Here is a 15,441-nt window from a genome sequence, read left to right as displayed (position 1 = left end):
TATGGATAGCAAAGAAATAGATCTTCATAAGTTTGATGATATCCGCCCGTTGACAAACGACGAGGTGAGAGACGCGATTGAAGAACTGGTCACCAACGAAGATTTGATTGAAGCTTTACGCTATATCAAACCGGATCTCGATCAGGAGCAGTTTATTGCCTATATGCGTACCTGCCGGACCAAGGAAGAATTCAAATCCATCCTGGCCTACGAAACGGTGATGACCATCGCCAAGAAAACGACTTTCTCCCTGACGATCTCGGGACGGAGCCGTCTTCCGGAAGGCAACCCGGCCTGTACATTCATATCCAACCACCGGGATATCGTGCTCGATCCCGCTTTCCTGAACGTGATGCTCTACGATGTGGGCTATGGCATGACCCAGGTAGCGATCGGCGATAACCTGTTGATCAAACCCTGGATCGATACCGTCGTGCGCCTCAATAATGCATTTATCGTCAAACGAGGGGTTTCCGGCCGCCAGCAACTGGAGGCAAGCCTCACCCTCTCCGAATATATCCACCATACGATCAAAGAAACCCGGGAATCCCTGTGGATCGCCCAACGCGAAGGGCGGGCGAAAGACTCCTACGACAAGACGCAGACCAGCATCCTCAAAATGCTGAATATGGGCGGAGAAGCCAAAGATATCCTGACGAATATCATGGAACTCAACATCGTTCCGATCTCCATCTCCTACGAGTTCGACCCCTGCGACTTCCTCAAAGCCCAGGAGTTCCAACTCAGACGCGATAATCCCGAGTTCGTGAAAAGCAAACGCGACGACCTCCTGGCCATGGAGACGGGTATACTCTACAACAAAGGGCGGGTTCATTTCACCATCGGCACGCCGATCAACAAAGCCCTCGCCCAACTCGATCCCGCGATGGAGAAAGCCGATCTCTACAATGCGATCGCCTCGGTGATCGACCGGGAGATCTATACCCACTACCGCTTCTATCCCTGCAACTACGTGGCCTACGACATGATCACCGGCACCCGACGGTTCAGCGATATGTACAGCCTGAAAGACAAAAAATACTTCGAAGAATACCTGCAGGTGCAATTAGACAAGATCGTTATCCCCAACAAAGACGAATCCTTCCTGCGCCACAAAATCCTCGAGATGTACACCAACCCCCTCAAGAATTACCTGACCACCCAGGGGCAATAAAACCTCCGAAAAAAACATCGCGCTTTGCTCGATAAAACATTGCGCTTTCAACGACAAAACATCGGTATTTCATTCGCGAAATACCGATGTTTTGTTTTGAGGGGTAGAAACCTTCATGGAAGGGCAGGGGAGGGGTCTTTTTTGTAAACAAAAAGGGTTCTTTTTGTAAAAGAAACAACTCCCGATTGCATACAGGAAGGCCCTTCCCGGCCATTGATGAAATTATGTAATTTAATGCTATTTTTAAGTGCGTCCTATCCTAACATTCCCCATAAATTTGCGACCATAAATACGGAATTAATAACAATAATCTAATCACTATTGTCCGCCTGTGACGGGGGTCAAAAAACAATTAGCCGTGCAGTAGTGATTAAATGATGAACTATGAGTTAGGTTTTGTGTATGATCGTCCTGAAAGGACAATGAGCGCTGAAAGCGCGTAATACATCAGCCCGGGGTCAGAACCTTGAAGAGGTTCGCCACCCCGGGTTAAGGATACATATAAAAACGGAGCGCTGAAGGCGCGAAAGCAAATCTTTCGCGCTTTCAGCGCTCACTGTCCTTACAGGACACAAACAAAATACATAAATCCGTGTGGTCCGCGACTAAAAATCTTCAAGTTTCAAAAAAAATGAAGATACTAAAGAACAAAAACCTCAAAAATACCCTCCGAACAAAGTTTTTCGTTTTTTTACTTACATCATACAGGATTTTCTTTTGCATCTGTATATCAATCGTATAGCTATTTCAGATGCTAAAAAAAGCAGTGAAAATCCTGTAAGTAACTTTCTGGTACCTGTTGGAGAACCCCAACAGTGATCGGTTTAACATTGTCGCTTATTCCGGCTGTATGATGGTAGTAAAAAAACGAAAAACTATGTGCGGAATGATCGGTTTACCACTATTTGTCGTTTATATTTGTTAACATCCGGCTTCGACTACAAAAGCCGCCTCTTTTACCGAAAAGGCCGGCAGGGTTTCCCAAAAGGCCGGCGGAGTTTGGCGAAAGGCCGGCAGGGATTTTGTGGGACTATTCTACTCCTTGTCTTTGCTGCCGCAGTCCCCCTTTTTCAAACTATCGGTAGTTTGCGAACAAAGTATCAGTAGTTGGCGAACAAACTACCGGTAGTTCGCGAACAAACTACCGGCAGTTTTTAGAGGAAGTATTGGTGGCTTATTTTCAGGCGGTTACGAAGTTGGCGTTATGCCTGAATATTCTCCAATGATTTATAGGATTTTCCTGTTTTCTTTACCGTCGTGCAGGTGGTGTAGGCATCGTGGCAGAAGAGGATGGCCTGATGTTCACGGGCGGCTTGTTCGAGTAGGCGGAGTTTCTCGTTATAGGAGGTGACGGGGTAGGTGTCGTAGGCGGAGATCCATTCGGGGGAGAGGCTGGCGGCCAAAGGAATGACATCACCGGCGAAGACGAATGTGCGTTCGGGGGTATGGATATAGGGTACGAGCTGTCCGGGGGTGTGTCCGTCGAAAAGGTGCAGGTCGATGGCCGGGCAGAGGGCGGTCTTTTCCGTAACGAGCTGCAAGAGGCCGGCTTCTTCGACCGGCAATATATTCTCCGGGAAATACGAGTCTTTCTCCAGGGCGTTGGGGGTAAGAAAGTTACTCCATTGTGCCTGGCTGACCCAGTGGCGGGCATTCGGGAAGGTGACGACCGGTTTGCCGTCGGCATTGTAGCGGGTGCAATAGCCGCAGTGGTCGAAATGCAGGTGGGTAAGGATCACATCGGTCACCTGACCGGGCAGGATCTGCCGCTGGGCGAGTGCTTCGGTGAGGTCGATGAGGTTGAAGAAGCGGTAATAACTCAGGTATCTCAGGTGTTTGTCGCCCGCCCCGGTATCGATCAGGATCGTGCGTCCGTCATCGGTGGTGACTAACAGGGTTCGCATGGCCAGAACGCATCCGTTGGCCTCGTCCGAGGGGTAACGCCGTCGCCAGGCGGTCTTGGGGATTGCCCCAAACATGGCACCTCCGTCGGCATAGAAAAAGCCCGTGTCGATTACTTCTATTTTCATACGGTAAAGGTACGGACAATTTTGTTTTAACAGCAAATTGTCGTAATTTTGCCACAAATAAAGAGTGGATGCGAAAAGTACATTTGATCTCCGTGACTGAGCCTGTGATCTTCGATATGTCTCTTGCGATACGCGAGAAGGGATATGAAGTGGTCGTGTCGGGTAATGGGTTGGCAGAATCTGCGCTGGCTCAATTACATGCGGCCGGCTGCACCTGTTATGGGGATGGGTGGTTCCCGGAGAAGATGACCAAAGACATCCAGATCGTGGTCTTGGGCGCGAAGGTGAAGAAAGATAATCCGGAATTGGTCAGGGCTCGGGAATTGGGCTTGTTGATCCAGTCGGTTCCTGAGTTTGTGTTCGATCGTACGAAGTCGAAGATCCGTGTGGTCGTGGCCGGTGGCCAGGGAAAAAGCAGTGTGTTGTCGATGATCGGATATGCCATGCAGCGCAGCCGGGTGTCGTTCGACTATATCCTTTCCGGTAAGATCGATGTTTTGCCCAATTTGGTTTACATGGGCTACGAGTCGCGCATCGTCTTGATCGAAGGTGATGAACATATCACCTCAGCCATCGAGAAAAGATACCAACTGGAATTTTACCGGCCGCATATCGCGGTGATCACCAACCTGCAGTGGTCGGAAGAAAAGGATCATAACACGCCGGAAGAATATATGCAGACCTACCGTGACTTTGTGACTTCGATCGAGCGGGAAGGCAAACTGATTTTTCACAACGAAGACCTGCGCTTGCGCGAGTTGGCCGAGAAGGTCCGGGAGGATATCACCCCGATCGCTTACGAACGGCAGCCGTTGATGGAGAAAGACGGGACACTCTTTTTGCAAACCCGCTACGGCAACTATCCCGTTTGCATTCCCGACGATTATTTCCTGTTGAATCTGAGTGCCGCCCGCTTGGCTTGCCGTCAGTTGGGAATGAAAGACGCGGACTTCTACCAGGCCATCTCGGACTATAGCCTATCGCTGAAAAAATGATCATAGCACAAAAGAAAAGAAAAGAGAATATCGCGGAATACCTGCTGTATATGTGGCAGGTAGAAGATCTGATCCGGGCTAACGGGTTTGATCTGCAACGCATACGAGAGAATGTGGTAGCCCGTTACGACCAGCCCGAAGCGATGCGCGAAGCCATCAGCCGCTGGTATGCGGAACTGATCGATATGATGCGCAGCGAGGGGGTGATGGAGAAAGGGCATGTGCAGATCAATACCAATGTGATCATTGCCCTGACCGATCTGCACCTGCGGTTGTTGAAATCGCCCAAAGAGATGGTCTACCAGGCCGCTTATTATAAGACTTTGCCTTTTATCGTACAGTTGCGGGCCAAGTCCGGCGGTGAAGAGGTGCCGGAACTGGAGACTTGCTTCACAGCCGTCTACGGTTTCCTGCTCTTAAAGATGCAAGGACGGGAGGTTACGAAAGAAACGACCGAGGCCGTGCAGCAGATCAGCACGTTCCTGGCGATCCTGGCCAGTAAATATACCGCCGATTTAAACGGGGAACTCCCTTTAGAAGAATAAATGTATGATCAAGAATGTTTTAGTTACCGGCGCTAACGGGCAACTGGGGCAGGCGCTCCGGAAACGGGCCGGCTCATACCCCTCTTTTACCTTTTATTATACGGATATCGATACGTTGGATATCACGGATAAGGCGGCGGTGCAGGCTTACCTGAATAAAAACCGGATCCATACGATCATCAATACGGCCGCTTATACGGCTGTCGACCAGGCGGAAAAAGAAGCGGAACAAGCATACCGGATCAATGCCGAGGCGGTCAAGGTATTGGCCGAAGCGGCGCGCGATCATCACAGCCGGTTGCTCCACGTGTCGACCGATTATGTGTTCGATGGCTTGAATCATCGCCCTTATATCGAGACAGACGGGACGCATCCCGCCTCTGCCTACGGACGGACGAAGCTGGCCGGCGAGGTGCTTTTGCAAGAAACGTTGGAGACAGCCGTGATCGTGCGTACTTCCTGGCTGTATTCGGAGACCGGCAATAATTTTATGAAAACAATGCTTCGCCTGGGAGCTGAACGGGAGGAGCTGCGGGTGGTTTTCGACCAAGTGGGTACGCCAACCTATGCCGGCGACCTGGCGGAAGCCCTGTTGACGATTCTCGACAAAGAAGAACACGACGGCTGGGTGCCGGGTATCTATCATTACTCCAATGAAGGCGTGTGTAGCTGGTACGATTTCGCGCGGAAGATCATGGAGCTGGGTGGCTTGTCCTGCCGGGTGATGCCGATCGAATCGAAAAACTATCCGGTGGCTGCTGTGCGTCCGGCTTATAGTGTGTTGAACAAAACAAAGATAAAAGATACGTATGGGGTGGTCATTCCGCATTGGGAAGAAAGCCTAAAGAGAATTATGAATGATGAATTATGAGATCAGGGTTATCTCCTTCATCTCATAATTCATAATTCATAATTCATAATTTTTTTAACAAATGAGTTATTCAAAAGAAATAGAAAAAAGGCGGACCTTCGCCATTGTGAGCCATCCCGATGCGGGGAAAACGACATTGACGGAGAAGCTGTTATTGTTTGGGGGAGCTATCCATGTGGCCGGGGCGGTCAAATCGAATAAGATACGCAAGACGGCGACTTCCGACTGGATGGAGATCGAGAAACAACGTGGGATTTCAGTGGCTACCTCGGTAATGGCTTTCGATTATGCCGATCATAAGATTAATATCCTGGATACTCCCGGCCATCAGGACTTTGCCGAAGATACATTCCGCACGCTGACGGCTGTCGATAGTGTCATTATTGTGATCGATGCGGCCAAAGGGGTGGAGACGCAGACCCGTAAACTGATGGAAGTCTGCCGGATGCGCAAAACGCCGGTGATCGTGTTTGTGAATAAGATGGACCGCGAAGGGAAAGATCCTTTCGATCTGATGGATGATGTAGAGGAAGAATTGAAAATCAGTGTGCGTCCTTTGAGTTGGCCGATCGACATGGGACAACGTTTCAAGGGAGTCTACAATATCTTTGAAGGGAAATTGGACCTGTATACGCCCAGCAAACAATATGTGACGGAAAGCGTTGAGTTTAAAGATATCTCCAGTCCGGAACTGGAAAAGCATATCGGTGATAGTCTGGCGCAAAAGCTGCGCACGGATATCGAACTGATCGAAGGAGTCTACCCCGACTTCGACGTGGAAGCCTATTTGCGTGGTGATCTGGCGCCGGTCTTTTTCGGTTCGGCGTTGAATAACTTCGGGGTAAAGGAGTTGTTGGATTGTTTTGTCCGTATCGCCCCGTCGCCCCGCCCGGTGCAGGCGATCGAAAGGGTGGTCGATCCCGAAGAAGAAGCCTTTACCGGTTTTATCTTTAAGATCCATGCCAATATGGATCCCAACCACCGTTCGTGCATCGCTTTCGTGAAGATCTGCTCCGGCCGGTTTGAGCGGAATGCGAACTACAAACATGTACGTTTCAACAAACAGATGCGTTTCAGCAGCCCTACGGCTTTTATGGCGCAGAAGAAAGAGACGGTCGACGAAGCTTTTGCCGGGGATATTATCGGTTTGCCGGATACGGGGAACTTCAAGATCGGCGATACGCTGACCTCCGGGGAAGAGTTGCACTTCAAGGGATTACCCAGCTTCTCTCCCGAAATGTTTAAGTATATCGAGAATGCCGATCCGATGAAATCGAAGCAATTAGCCAAAGGTGTTGAGCAATTGATGGACGAAGGGGTTGCCCAGTTGTTTGTCAATCAGTTCAATGGACGTAAGATTATCGGAACCGTCGGGCAGTTGCAGTTTGAAGTGATCCAGTATCGCCTGTTGCACGAGTATGGTGCGCAATGTAAGTGGGAGCCGATCAGCTTGTACAAGGCTTGTTGGATCGAGAGCGAGAACGCCGCGATGTTAGAGAATTTCAAGAAGCGCAAGTCGCAATATATGGCTTTGGATAAAGAAGGACGGGATGTCTATCTGGCCGATTCGGCCTATGTGTTGACGATGGCGCAGAATGATTTTCCGGATATTAAGTTTCATTTTACTTCGGAGTTTTAAGGGTTTTAGGAGTTTTAGGTCTTTTAAGTCTTTTAGGTCTTTAAAGTCGTAAAAGACCTAAAAGACTTAAAAGACCTAAAACTCCTAAACTACAAAATCTCCCGTATCTCGCCCAGCGTGCAGACGGTATGGGTCGGCGTGAAGCCTTCGGCGGGTATGCCTTCGGGGTTGAGCCAGATCTGATCGATCTTGGCATGGTAGGCACCGGCGATATCGGCTTCCCAACTGTCGCCGATCATCAGGCTCTCGTGGCGGCGCGAGTTGGTATTGACCAGGGCGAAGTCGAATATCGCTTTATGCGGTTTCTGAATACCGGCATCTTCGGAGAGAATCATACGCTCGATATAGGGCGCCAGCCCGGAATTATTGAGTTTCTTGAATTGTACCTCGCGGAAGCCGTTCGACAGGATAAAAAGGCGGTATGCCGGGCGCAGGTATTCCAATAGTTCGATGGCTCCGGGGATCAAACGCGTCTTGGTGGTGGTGCGTTGCAGGAATTCATCGTTGACGGCCAGGACTTCTTTCCGTTCGGTTATGCCCATCGGCTGGAGGATAAAGTGAAAACGTTCGAAGATCAAGGTCTGTCGATCGATCTCATGCTTTCGGTACAGGTCCCATAACTTGAGGTTGTGAGGCATATAAATAGCATAGAAAGCCTCGAAGGAACTGTAGTGCCGATCCCAATGGTGATCGGCATACATTTCTTCGAGGCATTCTTTATTGTTGTGGAACGTATCCCAAAGGGTATCGTCCAGGTCGATAAACAGATTTTTGTATCTCATTTAGCTCACCTGAATCACCAAATATCTTCCGAGGCTCCAGAATAAATCTTCGTTTGTGATCTTGAGCGTCAGGTTACCGTCCGCGTCTTTGACAAACTCATACGTCCCGTCCGGGTGGTTGGAGCGCAGGTTGGCTTTTCCGGCGAAGAGCGGAATCTCTTTTACCTCACGGATATCGATAGAGATGAAGTAGTCGCGGTTGAAATCTCCTTCTAATGCTTTGGATTTAGAGAACAGACCACCGCCTGAAAGGATATTCTGGTCTTTCAGCTCTTTGGCTGTGCCGAAGCAGTAGTAAGCCGTGTGCAATTCTTTGTCTTGCGCCTGCAGGGATTGGGTCTGAAGGGCGGTGGTGGCTGCCAATACTTCCACATCTTCGTTCAGCGCGGTAATCATTTCATCCAGCTCCTGGATCCGCACATTCTTATTGGCCAGTTCTTCTTGCAGGTTGGCAATCATCAAGGCTTTCTGATCCATCTCCGAGTTGAGGCGTTCGATCGTTCTGCGCAGGGCGCTGGAGTTGACGTTGCTCTTATTCAGCTTGTCTTCGAGTTCACTGATCTGCTGTTTGTTTTTCTTCAGGGTCTCGGTGATCAGTTGCATGTTTTGCTTGATCTGTTCCCGTTTGGAAGGAGTGAGTTCGCCGTCCGTACTTTGGTAGCTCAGGTAGTTTTCGGCGTCACGAATCGATTTGATATCATCTTCTACCTCGTTGAGGATCGTCAGCATCTCGTTGAGTTCTGCCGTATTCCGTGCACTTTCAATTTTCAATGAATCATTTTCGGCTTTTACCTGTTTGTATTCTTTAGAATTCTGCACACAGGAAGCCAAAAGAACTATTGCGCTAAGGCTGATCATTACTACTCTTTTCATATTCATATTTGTTTAATTAAACATTTTCTCTTTTTTCTGTTTTATTCTTTGTTACGGGGAGTCCCCCCAAGATAATAACAATTTCTCCTTTGGGTTCGTTCAATGTGAAGTGATTCATCACTTCTTCGACCGTGCCGCGGACCGTCTCTTCATACATCTTGGAGATCTCGCGGGAGACGGAGACCGGGCGTTCCCGACCCATATATTCCGCGAATTGGGTCAGGGTCTTGACCAGGCGGTAAGGCGATTCGTAGAAGATCATCGTCCGGGTTTCCAAAGCCAATTCTTTCAGCCGGGTTTGTCTTCCTTTTTTCTGCGGCAGGAACCCCTCGAAGCAGAAGGTATCGTTGGGCAAGCCGGAGGCAACCAGGGCAGGCACGAAAGCGGTGGCTCCCGGCAGGCATTCGACTTCCACTTCATGGCGGATACATTCGCGCACAAGCAAGAAGCCCGGATCGGAAATCGCCGGTGTGCCGGCATCCGATACCAATGCGATCGTTTCTCCGGCTTTGATCCGGGATACGATCTGCTCTACGGTCTTGTGTTCGTTGAATTTGTGGTGGGACATCATCCGGTTTTGGATCTCGAAGTGTTTCAAGAGGAAACCGGTCGTCCGCGTATCTTCGGCAAGGATGAGATCCGCCTCTTTCAATACCCGGATAGCCCTGAAAGTCATGTCTTCCAGATTCCCAACAGGGGTGGGTACGACGATCAGCTTAGCCATAAGTCAGGAAAATCGTTTTTCTATCCGTTCTAAGAATTCAGCAACCGCTTCATTTTCAATATTCCAGTGCAACTCGTTATGGAGGAAAGAGATTGATTCCTCGTAGGAGTGTATGTCGTTCAGTATATGGATCACTTTGTTCATGCGCTCTTCATCTCCCCCGAACAGCTCCCGGCGAAAGCGGAAGCGATCATTCAGGCTGAATGCCTTGCGGAAGTCGGAAAGACTTTTCTTTTCAAGTATTTCGTTGAGGGAAACAGAGGCTTTGATATCACCCAGGGCGTTTTCTTTTTTCCTGGCTTTTTCTTCCGGGATCTCAATAGAGGGTTGTTCGGAAGGTTGGACAGCCTCTTCGATCGGTTCGGTAATCGTTTCCTGGCGAAGAACTGCCGGGGTGGGAGGCATTGTTTCCTGAGGAGTGGCTTCAACTGTTTCGACTGCCGGCTGTTGTGTCGTTTGCTGCACCGGGATGGCCGATAGACGCGTACGGTGTTCTTCCATCTGGCGGCTAAGGTCTTCCATCTGCGCCGATTCCAGCTTGTGCAGATCCGTCAGTATCTTGTGGGCAAGCTCGAATGACTGGCTGAAAAAAGAAACCGGATATATTTCAGCGCCGCGCATGCCTGCTACTTTCTTTTCCAGCTCCCGTATATCCAATAATAGATAATCTATTTTTTCTTCGTGTGCCATATCTTGTCTTTTTAAACCTGACGAGGCAAAAGTAAGGAAATCTTAAAGAGTAGCTCTATACTTGTTTGTTAAATCACGTGAAGAAGGGCATTAGGGGTTATGCTTCGAACTCTTTTGGCAGGTTCACCAGGTAAAGACGATGAGTGGCGCGAGTCAAAGCGGTGTAGAACCAGCGGTAGAAGTCTTCGCCCAACATCTCTTCGGTGATGAACCCGATATCCAGGAAGACATTCATCCATTGTCCGCCCTGCGCCTTGTGGCAGGTCATGCCGTAGGCGAACTTGACTTGTACGGCATTATAGTGCGGATCGACTTTCATCTTCTTCATTTTGCCGGCTTTCGTCGGGATATCTTCATAATCTTCGAGGATCGAATAGAACAGTTTATTGCTCTGTTCCTGGGAGAGGGCGGGCGTTTCCGTCTGCAGGGTGTCTAATAGTATTTTCAGATCGGCTTCCGTGTCGTAGTCGGGGAAGCGAACGGTCAGGTCAGCGAAATGGAAACCGTAAAACTCCGTATTTCTTCGGATGCGTACAACCTCCATGATGTCGCCGTTGGCAATGAAATCCATCTCTTTGGAGTCGGCGGTCCAGAAATAATTGTTTTTGGCTACTAACAGGCGGTCACCTGTCGACAGTTCCTCTTCGCGGTAAAGGACGCGGTTGCGGATCCCGTTGTTATAGATCAAAGCCCTTTTATTGCTTCGGGTGATGATCATCGTTTCGTCCATTCCATCGTTATGATAAGCCGAGGAGATGGCTTCGATCAGTTCGTCTCCCGGGATTTTGCGGATGTCTTCGAACCCTTTGAGCCTTAGCTTGGGGAACGCTTCCACGGCATGGGTGCGCAATGCCTCACGGATATGCGTGGCATTCAACAGGATCCCGGAGTTTTCGCTTTGTCGTACGATCTGTGTCAGGGTAAATTCCTTGACCTTAAGGCCGTATCCTTCTAATATGCCGGTATGGAGTGCCGGACTTTCCGCCTGCCTGACGGGAGGCAACTGGGCAATGTCTCCCATCAGGAGCAACCGGCAGTTTTCGCCCGAATAGACATACTGTATCAGGTCGTCCAACAGACGTCCGGTCCCGAAGGAGGAAGAGTCGATCCCGTCGTTTCCGATCATGGAGGCTTCATCGACGATAAACAGCGTGTCGGTGTGCAGGTTCTCGGTGGTCTGAAACCCTGTCAGCTCGTTCGAAAAAGCCTTTTGGCGGTATATCTTTTTGTGGATCGTGAAAGCTTTATGGCCGGCGTAGCCGGAGAATACTTTAGCCGCCCTTCCGGTAGGCGCCAGAAGCACGGTTTTCTGATTGATTTCGGTCAGGGTTTTCACAATGGCGCCGACCAACGAGGTCTTTCCCGTACCGGCATAACCTTTCAATAGGAGTAAGGAATCGGCCTCCTGTGATAATAAGAATTCGGTGATCATTTCTATAACATAGGCCTGATCAGAAGTAGGAGAATGGGGAAAATTACTGTTAATGAGGCTACCTAAATAACTATTTATCATTTTGGTGACATAAATTTTCGCGATAAAGGTAGTGTATTAAATATTCTTTTTATATTTGCCGAACGAAATAAATTTCAAAAAACAATATAAACCATGAAAGTTACATTAAAAATCTTACTTGTTGTAGCAGTATTCGTGCTTATTTACATGTGCGTCAAGAGTATCACTGGTCCTCTTGATTTTGAAAAAGAACAAAAAGTGCGCGAAGCCGCTGTTATTTCCCGATTGATTGACATCCGGAAAGCTCAGATCGAGTTTAAAAATGTCCACAAAGTGCATGCTGGTTCTTTTGCTGAATTGGAGAAATTCCTGAATGAGGAAAAGCTTCCGTTCATTCTGAAAGAAGGAACATTGACTGACGAGCAGTTGGAAAAAGGGATGACAGAGCAAGAAGCGGTAAAGAAAGGTTTGATTGTTCGTGACACGGTATGGGTATTGGCGAAAGATACATTGTTCGAAAAGGGTTACAATGTGAATGAAATGCGTTATGTGCCTGAGGTTCCTGGTGATAAGATTGAATTTACGATGGATACGGCCACTATAATCTCTGCTTCTGGTTATGAGATCAAGGTGTTTGAAAGTGGTGTTAAGTATGCGGATTACCTGCGCAGCATGGATCCTCAGTTGCGTTATAACCTGATCGACAAAGCCGAGAAACAAGGAAAGTATCCGGGCTTGCGTGTCGGTTCATTGGAAGAAGTGAACAATAACGCGGGTAACTGGGAATAATAATCTTACACGTATGACTATCAGTCTACCTGATACGTTGACAGTAGATAATTCCGGGAAATATATAGTATCCATCCGGCTTCGGTCGGATGGATTTTCTTTTTCCGGTTACAGGCCATCCACTCCCGGAAGCTTTTTCTCCCGGGAGATTGGAGTGGAGAAAGGGGAGTCTTTTGCCGAATCGCTGAAGGAGACCTATTTCGCCCATGACTTTTTCTCCTGGACGTATAAGCGGATCCGGATCATCACCGAAACCAACCGTTACACCGTTATTCCTAAGAGCCTGTACGACGAGAAGCGGAAGCAGGAGTTTCTTGACTTCACCTTATCCGATCCGGGCGCTTTCTGTGTGGGCAATGAATGGAAAGAGAAAGTATTGTTGTACCCCATGGACCCTGAGGTCTATGAGTTTTGTTCCCGTTCTTTTATCAATCCTCAGTTTTATGCCCATCTGATCCCGCAGCTCATGTGGTGGGAGCAGGAAAGTCTGAAGAAACATACTGCGGCTCAGGTGTATGTATCCCTGCACGAGAAGATGATCGATATCTGTTGCTTCCGGCAGGGGGATGTGCAACTGGTGAATTCTTTTGAGGTGAACCGCCCGGAGGATATCCTGTACTATATATTATATGTATGGAAGCAACTTGAATTGAATCAGGAGAAAGACCTGATCTTTGTCCACGGAAAACCGGATGTGGTGAATCGGCTTACCGAATTACTCCGGACCTATCTGCGCCAGGTCGCTCCGGTGGAGATCCCTTCGGAGGCTTATCTTTTAGGACGGGAGATGGCGCTTGCTCCTATGGATCTTATAGCTTTATCGATATGCGGATAATTAGCGGAAAATACGGCCGTCGTCGTTTCAGTGTGCCCCATAGTTTCAGTGCGCGCCCAACCACCGACTTCGCCAAGGAAAATCTGTTCAATGTATTGTCTAACCTGATCGACTTCGAGGATCTGGAAGCCCTGGATCTCTTTGCCGGTACCGGAAGTATTTCTTTTGAGTTGCTGTCGCGCGAATGCCGGCGGGTGACTTCCGTGGAGAAGAACAATGCCCACGCTTCGTTCATTGCCAAGGTCGGCAAGGAGTTGAAAGCCGATAACCTATTGTTGATCCGCGGCGATGCTTTTCGTTTTCTCCAGTCGGCTCGTCCGGACAGTTATGATTTTATTTTTGCCGATCCTCCTTTCGCCTTGAAGGATTTGCAGGAGATTCCCCGCCTGATCTTGGACCGTGGGCTTTTGCGGGAGGGTGGTATCTTTGTGATGGAGCATCCTGCGACATACGATTTCTCTTCTTTGCCTTTGTTTGACCTGCGCCGGGTCTACGGCTCCGTGAATTTCAGCCTGTTCAGTCGCCCTGATAATCTTTCCGGGGAGGAAGCCTGATCCATCCGCCTTTAGAGGAGGGGAGAGAAGAGGCGCATAAACGATTCGGAGAGGCGTTGCAATGGTGGGCGCTTCAGCCAGCGGGCAGGCATGACGCGTTCGCACGACTGCATATCGTGCAGGAATATCTTCTTCATTTCTTTCGCAAACGACTCATCGTACATATAAGCATTCACTTCGAAGTTGTGTTCAAAGCTCCGGAAGTCCATATTGGCCGAGCCGACAGCCGTCACGATATCGTCGACCACGATCAGTTTGGCGTGCAGGAATCCGGGTTTGTAGAAGTAGACCTTCACGCCCGACTTGATCATATCGTCCAGGTAGGAGTGTGTCGCCATATTGGTCGAGCGCGTGTCCGACCGTTCGGGCAGCATCAGCCGAATGTCGATCCCTCCCAGGGCAGCGGTCTGCAATGCCTGGTTGAGTCCTTCCGTCGGCAGGAAATAGGGCGTTTGTATGTAGATATATTTCTTCGCGTTGGCAATCAGATAGATCGTTGCCTGGAGCAGGGTGCGCCAGTGTCCGGTCGGTCCGCAGGTGGCGATCTGCATAATGTTTTTCGAATAGATCTCTACCGGCGGATAGTAAGCGGGATCCCTCAGTAGTTGCTTGCTCACCACATACCAATCGATCAGGAAAGCCGACTGCAGCCCATGTACCCCTTTGCCGGTGAACCGGAAATGCGTATCCCGCCACGTGCCCCAGGAGGTGCCTTTCGTGTAGCGGTCGGCAATGTTCATTCCGCCCATATATCCGACGTTTCCGTCGATCACCACGATCTTCCGGTGGTTACGGTAGTTCACCTTGCTGGTAAATATCGGGAACACTACTTTCAGGAACGAGTACACCTCGATCCCTTCCTGTAGCATCTCTTTGAAGAACCGTTCTTTCACGTTCCAACTGCCGACATCGTCGTACATCACTCTCACCTTTACCCCTTCGCGGGCTTTGTCGATTAGGATCTTCTTCACCCGGTTGCCGATCTCGTCGTCGCAGAAGATGTAGTACTGCAGATGGATATGGTGCTTTGCCTCTTGCAGGTCGCGCAACAGGTCTTCGAACTTGTCGGTTCCGTTCGTATAGATCTTTATTTTGCTCCCGTAGAGCAGGGTTGATTGATTGTTGTGGTACAATAGTGTCGCCAGCGGGATGTAAGTCTGGGGCATCTCGGAGATGATATCGAATGAGTCTTTCCGGCGTTGCGGTCCTTTCATGATGCGTTTGTAGGTACGCCGGGAGATGACCTTTTGCTTTCGGTTGTCCTGTCCGAAGAAGAAATAGAAGATCAGACCAATGCCGGGAGTCAATAAGAGTACTACTACCCAGGAGATGGTTTTCAGGGGGTTTCTGTTCTCTGTAATCACAACCAGGACCACCCCCAGAATCGTAATGGCGTACAATAGAAGCAATATTGTACCCACTATCGCCTGTATCTGAATCATTGCTATCATAACGCCTTGTCGTTCGATCAAGACGCTAAAGATAGA

The 15,441-nt window shown here is 49.2% G+C and carries 15 protein-coding genes; 8 read left to right on the top strand and 7 right to left on the bottom strand.

The window, feature by feature from the left end:
- Position 1: 1 nt before the first annotated feature.
- Positions 2-1,174 (top strand): 1-acyl-sn-glycerol-3-phosphate acyltransferase, encoded by a 1,173-nt coding sequence (locus M2133_RS03010; RefSeq protein ID WP_277464488.1) that lies wholly within the window; start codon positions 2-4, stop codon positions 1,172-1,174.
- A 1,202-nt stretch (positions 1,175-2,376) separates the two neighbouring features.
- Here M2133_RS03010 and M2133_RS03005 read toward each other — a convergent pair.
- The gene (locus tag M2133_RS03005; RefSeq protein ID WP_277464487.1) at positions 2,377-3,204 is read right to left on the bottom strand and encodes an MBL fold metallo-hydrolase; all 828 of its coding nucleotides are present in this window, start codon (positions 3,202-3,204) and stop codon (positions 2,377-2,379) included.
- 68 nt (positions 3,205-3,272) lie between these two features.
- Between M2133_RS03005 and M2133_RS03000 the strand changes: the two genes are divergently transcribed.
- From M2133_RS03000 to M2133_RS02985, 4 genes are all read left to right on the top strand, one after another.
- Complete coding sequence (locus M2133_RS03000) at positions 3,273-4,199, top strand: Mur ligase family protein (protein WP_277464486.1); 927 nt, start codon at positions 3,273-3,275, stop codon at positions 4,197-4,199.
- Positions 4,196-4,744 carry a DUF4924 family protein gene (locus M2133_RS02995; RefSeq protein WP_277464485.1) on the top strand — a complete coding sequence of 183 codons (549 nt, stop codon included), beginning with the start codon at positions 4,196-4,198 and terminating at the stop codon, positions 4,742-4,744. Before M2133_RS03000 ends, M2133_RS02995 begins: the two co-directional genes overlap by 4 nt.
- A gap of 7 nt (positions 4,745-4,751) precedes the next feature.
- Entirely contained in the window at positions 4,752-5,615 is an 864-nt protein-coding gene (gene rfbD, locus M2133_RS02990) for a dTDP-4-dehydrorhamnose reductase (RefSeq protein ID WP_277464721.1), read from the top strand.
- 61 nt (positions 5,616-5,676) lie between these two features.
- Positions 5,677-7,254: a peptide chain release factor 3 gene (locus M2133_RS02985; protein WP_277464484.1), complete on the top strand. Its 1,578-nt coding sequence runs from the start codon at positions 5,677-5,679 to the stop codon at positions 7,252-7,254.
- Positions 7,255-7,343: 89 nt separating this feature from the next.
- Here the strand turns inward: M2133_RS02985 and M2133_RS02980 are convergent, their stop codons facing one another.
- The 5 genes from M2133_RS02980 to M2133_RS02960 all read right to left on the bottom strand — a co-directional run bounded on the left by M2133_RS02980 (position 7,344) and on the right by M2133_RS02960 (position 11,836).
- The gene (locus tag M2133_RS02980; RefSeq protein ID WP_277464483.1) at positions 7,344-8,036 is read right to left on the bottom strand and encodes a YjjG family noncanonical pyrimidine nucleotidase; all 693 of its coding nucleotides are present in this window, start codon (positions 8,034-8,036) and stop codon (positions 7,344-7,346) included.
- Positions 8,037-8,909: a hypothetical protein gene (locus tag M2133_RS02975; protein WP_277464482.1), complete on the bottom strand. Its 873-nt coding sequence runs from the start codon at positions 8,907-8,909 to the stop codon at positions 8,037-8,039.
- A 16-nt stretch (positions 8,910-8,925) separates the two neighbouring features.
- Complete coding sequence (gene rsmI / locus M2133_RS02970) at positions 8,926-9,633, bottom strand: 16S rRNA (cytidine(1402)-2'-O)-methyltransferase (RefSeq protein ID WP_277464481.1); 708 nt, start codon at positions 9,631-9,633, stop codon at positions 8,926-8,928.
- A 3-nt stretch (positions 9,634-9,636) separates the two neighbouring features.
- Complete coding sequence (locus M2133_RS02965; RefSeq protein ID WP_277464480.1) at positions 9,637-10,323, bottom strand: hypothetical protein; 687 nt, start codon at positions 10,321-10,323, stop codon at positions 9,637-9,639.
- A gap of 97 nt (positions 10,324-10,420) precedes the next feature.
- Positions 10,421-11,836, bottom strand: a complete 1,416-nt coding sequence (locus M2133_RS02960) for an AAA family ATPase (protein WP_277464479.1) — start codon at positions 11,834-11,836, stop codon at positions 10,421-10,423.
- Positions 11,837-11,929: 93 nt separating this feature from the next.
- Between M2133_RS02960 and M2133_RS02955 the strand changes: the two genes are divergently transcribed.
- The 3 genes from M2133_RS02955 to M2133_RS02945 are packed head-to-tail and all read left to right on the top strand — an operon-like array spanning position 11,930 to position 13,954.
- Positions 11,930-12,565, top strand: a complete 636-nt coding sequence (locus M2133_RS02955) for a hypothetical protein (RefSeq protein ID WP_277464478.1) — start codon at positions 11,930-11,932, stop codon at positions 12,563-12,565.
- Between the two features lie 13 nt (positions 12,566-12,578).
- Complete coding sequence (locus M2133_RS02950) at positions 12,579-13,400, top strand: DUF3822 family protein (RefSeq protein WP_277464477.1); 822 nt, start codon at positions 12,579-12,581, stop codon at positions 13,398-13,400.
- A complete protein-coding gene (locus M2133_RS02945; protein ID WP_277464476.1) occupies positions 13,391-13,954 on the top strand; it encodes an RsmD family RNA methyltransferase in 564 nt (187 codons plus the stop codon). Before M2133_RS02950 ends, M2133_RS02945 begins: the two co-directional genes overlap by 10 nt.
- Positions 13,955-13,965: 11 nt before the next feature.
- On the opposite strand, the gene cls is transcribed toward M2133_RS02945, so the two are convergent.
- Positions 13,966-15,405 carry a cardiolipin synthase gene (cls, locus tag M2133_RS02940; RefSeq protein WP_277464475.1) on the bottom strand — a complete coding sequence of 480 codons (1,440 nt, stop codon included), beginning with the start codon at positions 15,403-15,405 and terminating at the stop codon, positions 13,966-13,968.
- Between the last annotated feature and the right edge of the window lie 36 nt (positions 15,406-15,441).

This window comes from Parabacteroides sp. PF5-6 (genome assembly GCF_029504695.1).
GTDB lineage: Bacteria > Bacteroidota > Bacteroidia > Bacteroidales > Tannerellaceae > QVMG01.
This window is presented reverse-complemented; position numbering and strand designations above follow the sequence as displayed.

Coding starts and splice junctions, on each gene's coding strand:
- M2133_RS03010 (WP_277464488.1), top strand. CDS start 2: ATGGATAGCAAAGAAATAGATCTTCATAAGTTTGATGATATCCGCCCG.
- M2133_RS03005 (WP_277464487.1), bottom strand. CDS start 3,204: ATGAAAATAGAAGTAATCGACACGGGCTTTTTCTATGCCGACGGAGGT.
- M2133_RS03000 (WP_277464486.1), top strand. CDS start 3,273: ATGCGAAAAGTACATTTGATCTCCGTGACTGAGCCTGTGATCTTCGAT.
- M2133_RS02995 (WP_277464485.1), top strand. CDS start 4,196: ATGATCATAGCACAAAAGAAAAGAAAAGAGAATATCGCGGAATACCTG.
- M2133_RS02985 (WP_277464484.1), top strand. CDS start 5,677: ATGAGTTATTCAAAAGAAATAGAAAAAAGGCGGACCTTCGCCATTGTG.
- M2133_RS02980 (WP_277464483.1), bottom strand. CDS start 8,036: ATGAGATACAAAAATCTGTTTATCGACCTGGACGATACCCTTTGGGAT.
- M2133_RS02975 (WP_277464482.1), bottom strand. CDS start 8,909: ATGAAAAGAGTAGTAATGATCAGCCTTAGCGCAATAGTTCTTTTGGCT.
- rsmI (WP_277464481.1), bottom strand. CDS start 9,633: ATGGCTAAGCTGATCGTCGTACCCACCCCTGTTGGGAATCTGGAAGAC.
- M2133_RS02965 (WP_277464480.1), bottom strand. CDS start 10,323: ATGGCACACGAAGAAAAAATAGATTATCTATTATTGGATATACGGGAG.
- M2133_RS02960 (WP_277464479.1), bottom strand. CDS start 11,836: ATGATAAATAGTTATTTAGGTAGCCTCATTAACAGTAATTTTCCCCAT.
- M2133_RS02955 (WP_277464478.1), top strand. CDS start 11,930: ATGAAAGTTACATTAAAAATCTTACTTGTTGTAGCAGTATTCGTGCTT.
- M2133_RS02950 (WP_277464477.1), top strand. CDS start 12,579: ATGACTATCAGTCTACCTGATACGTTGACAGTAGATAATTCCGGGAAA.
- M2133_RS02945 (WP_277464476.1), top strand. CDS start 13,391: ATGCGGATAATTAGCGGAAAATACGGCCGTCGTCGTTTCAGTGTGCCC.
- cls (WP_277464475.1), bottom strand. CDS start 15,405: ATGATAGCAATGATTCAGATACAGGCGATAGTGGGTACAATATTGCTT.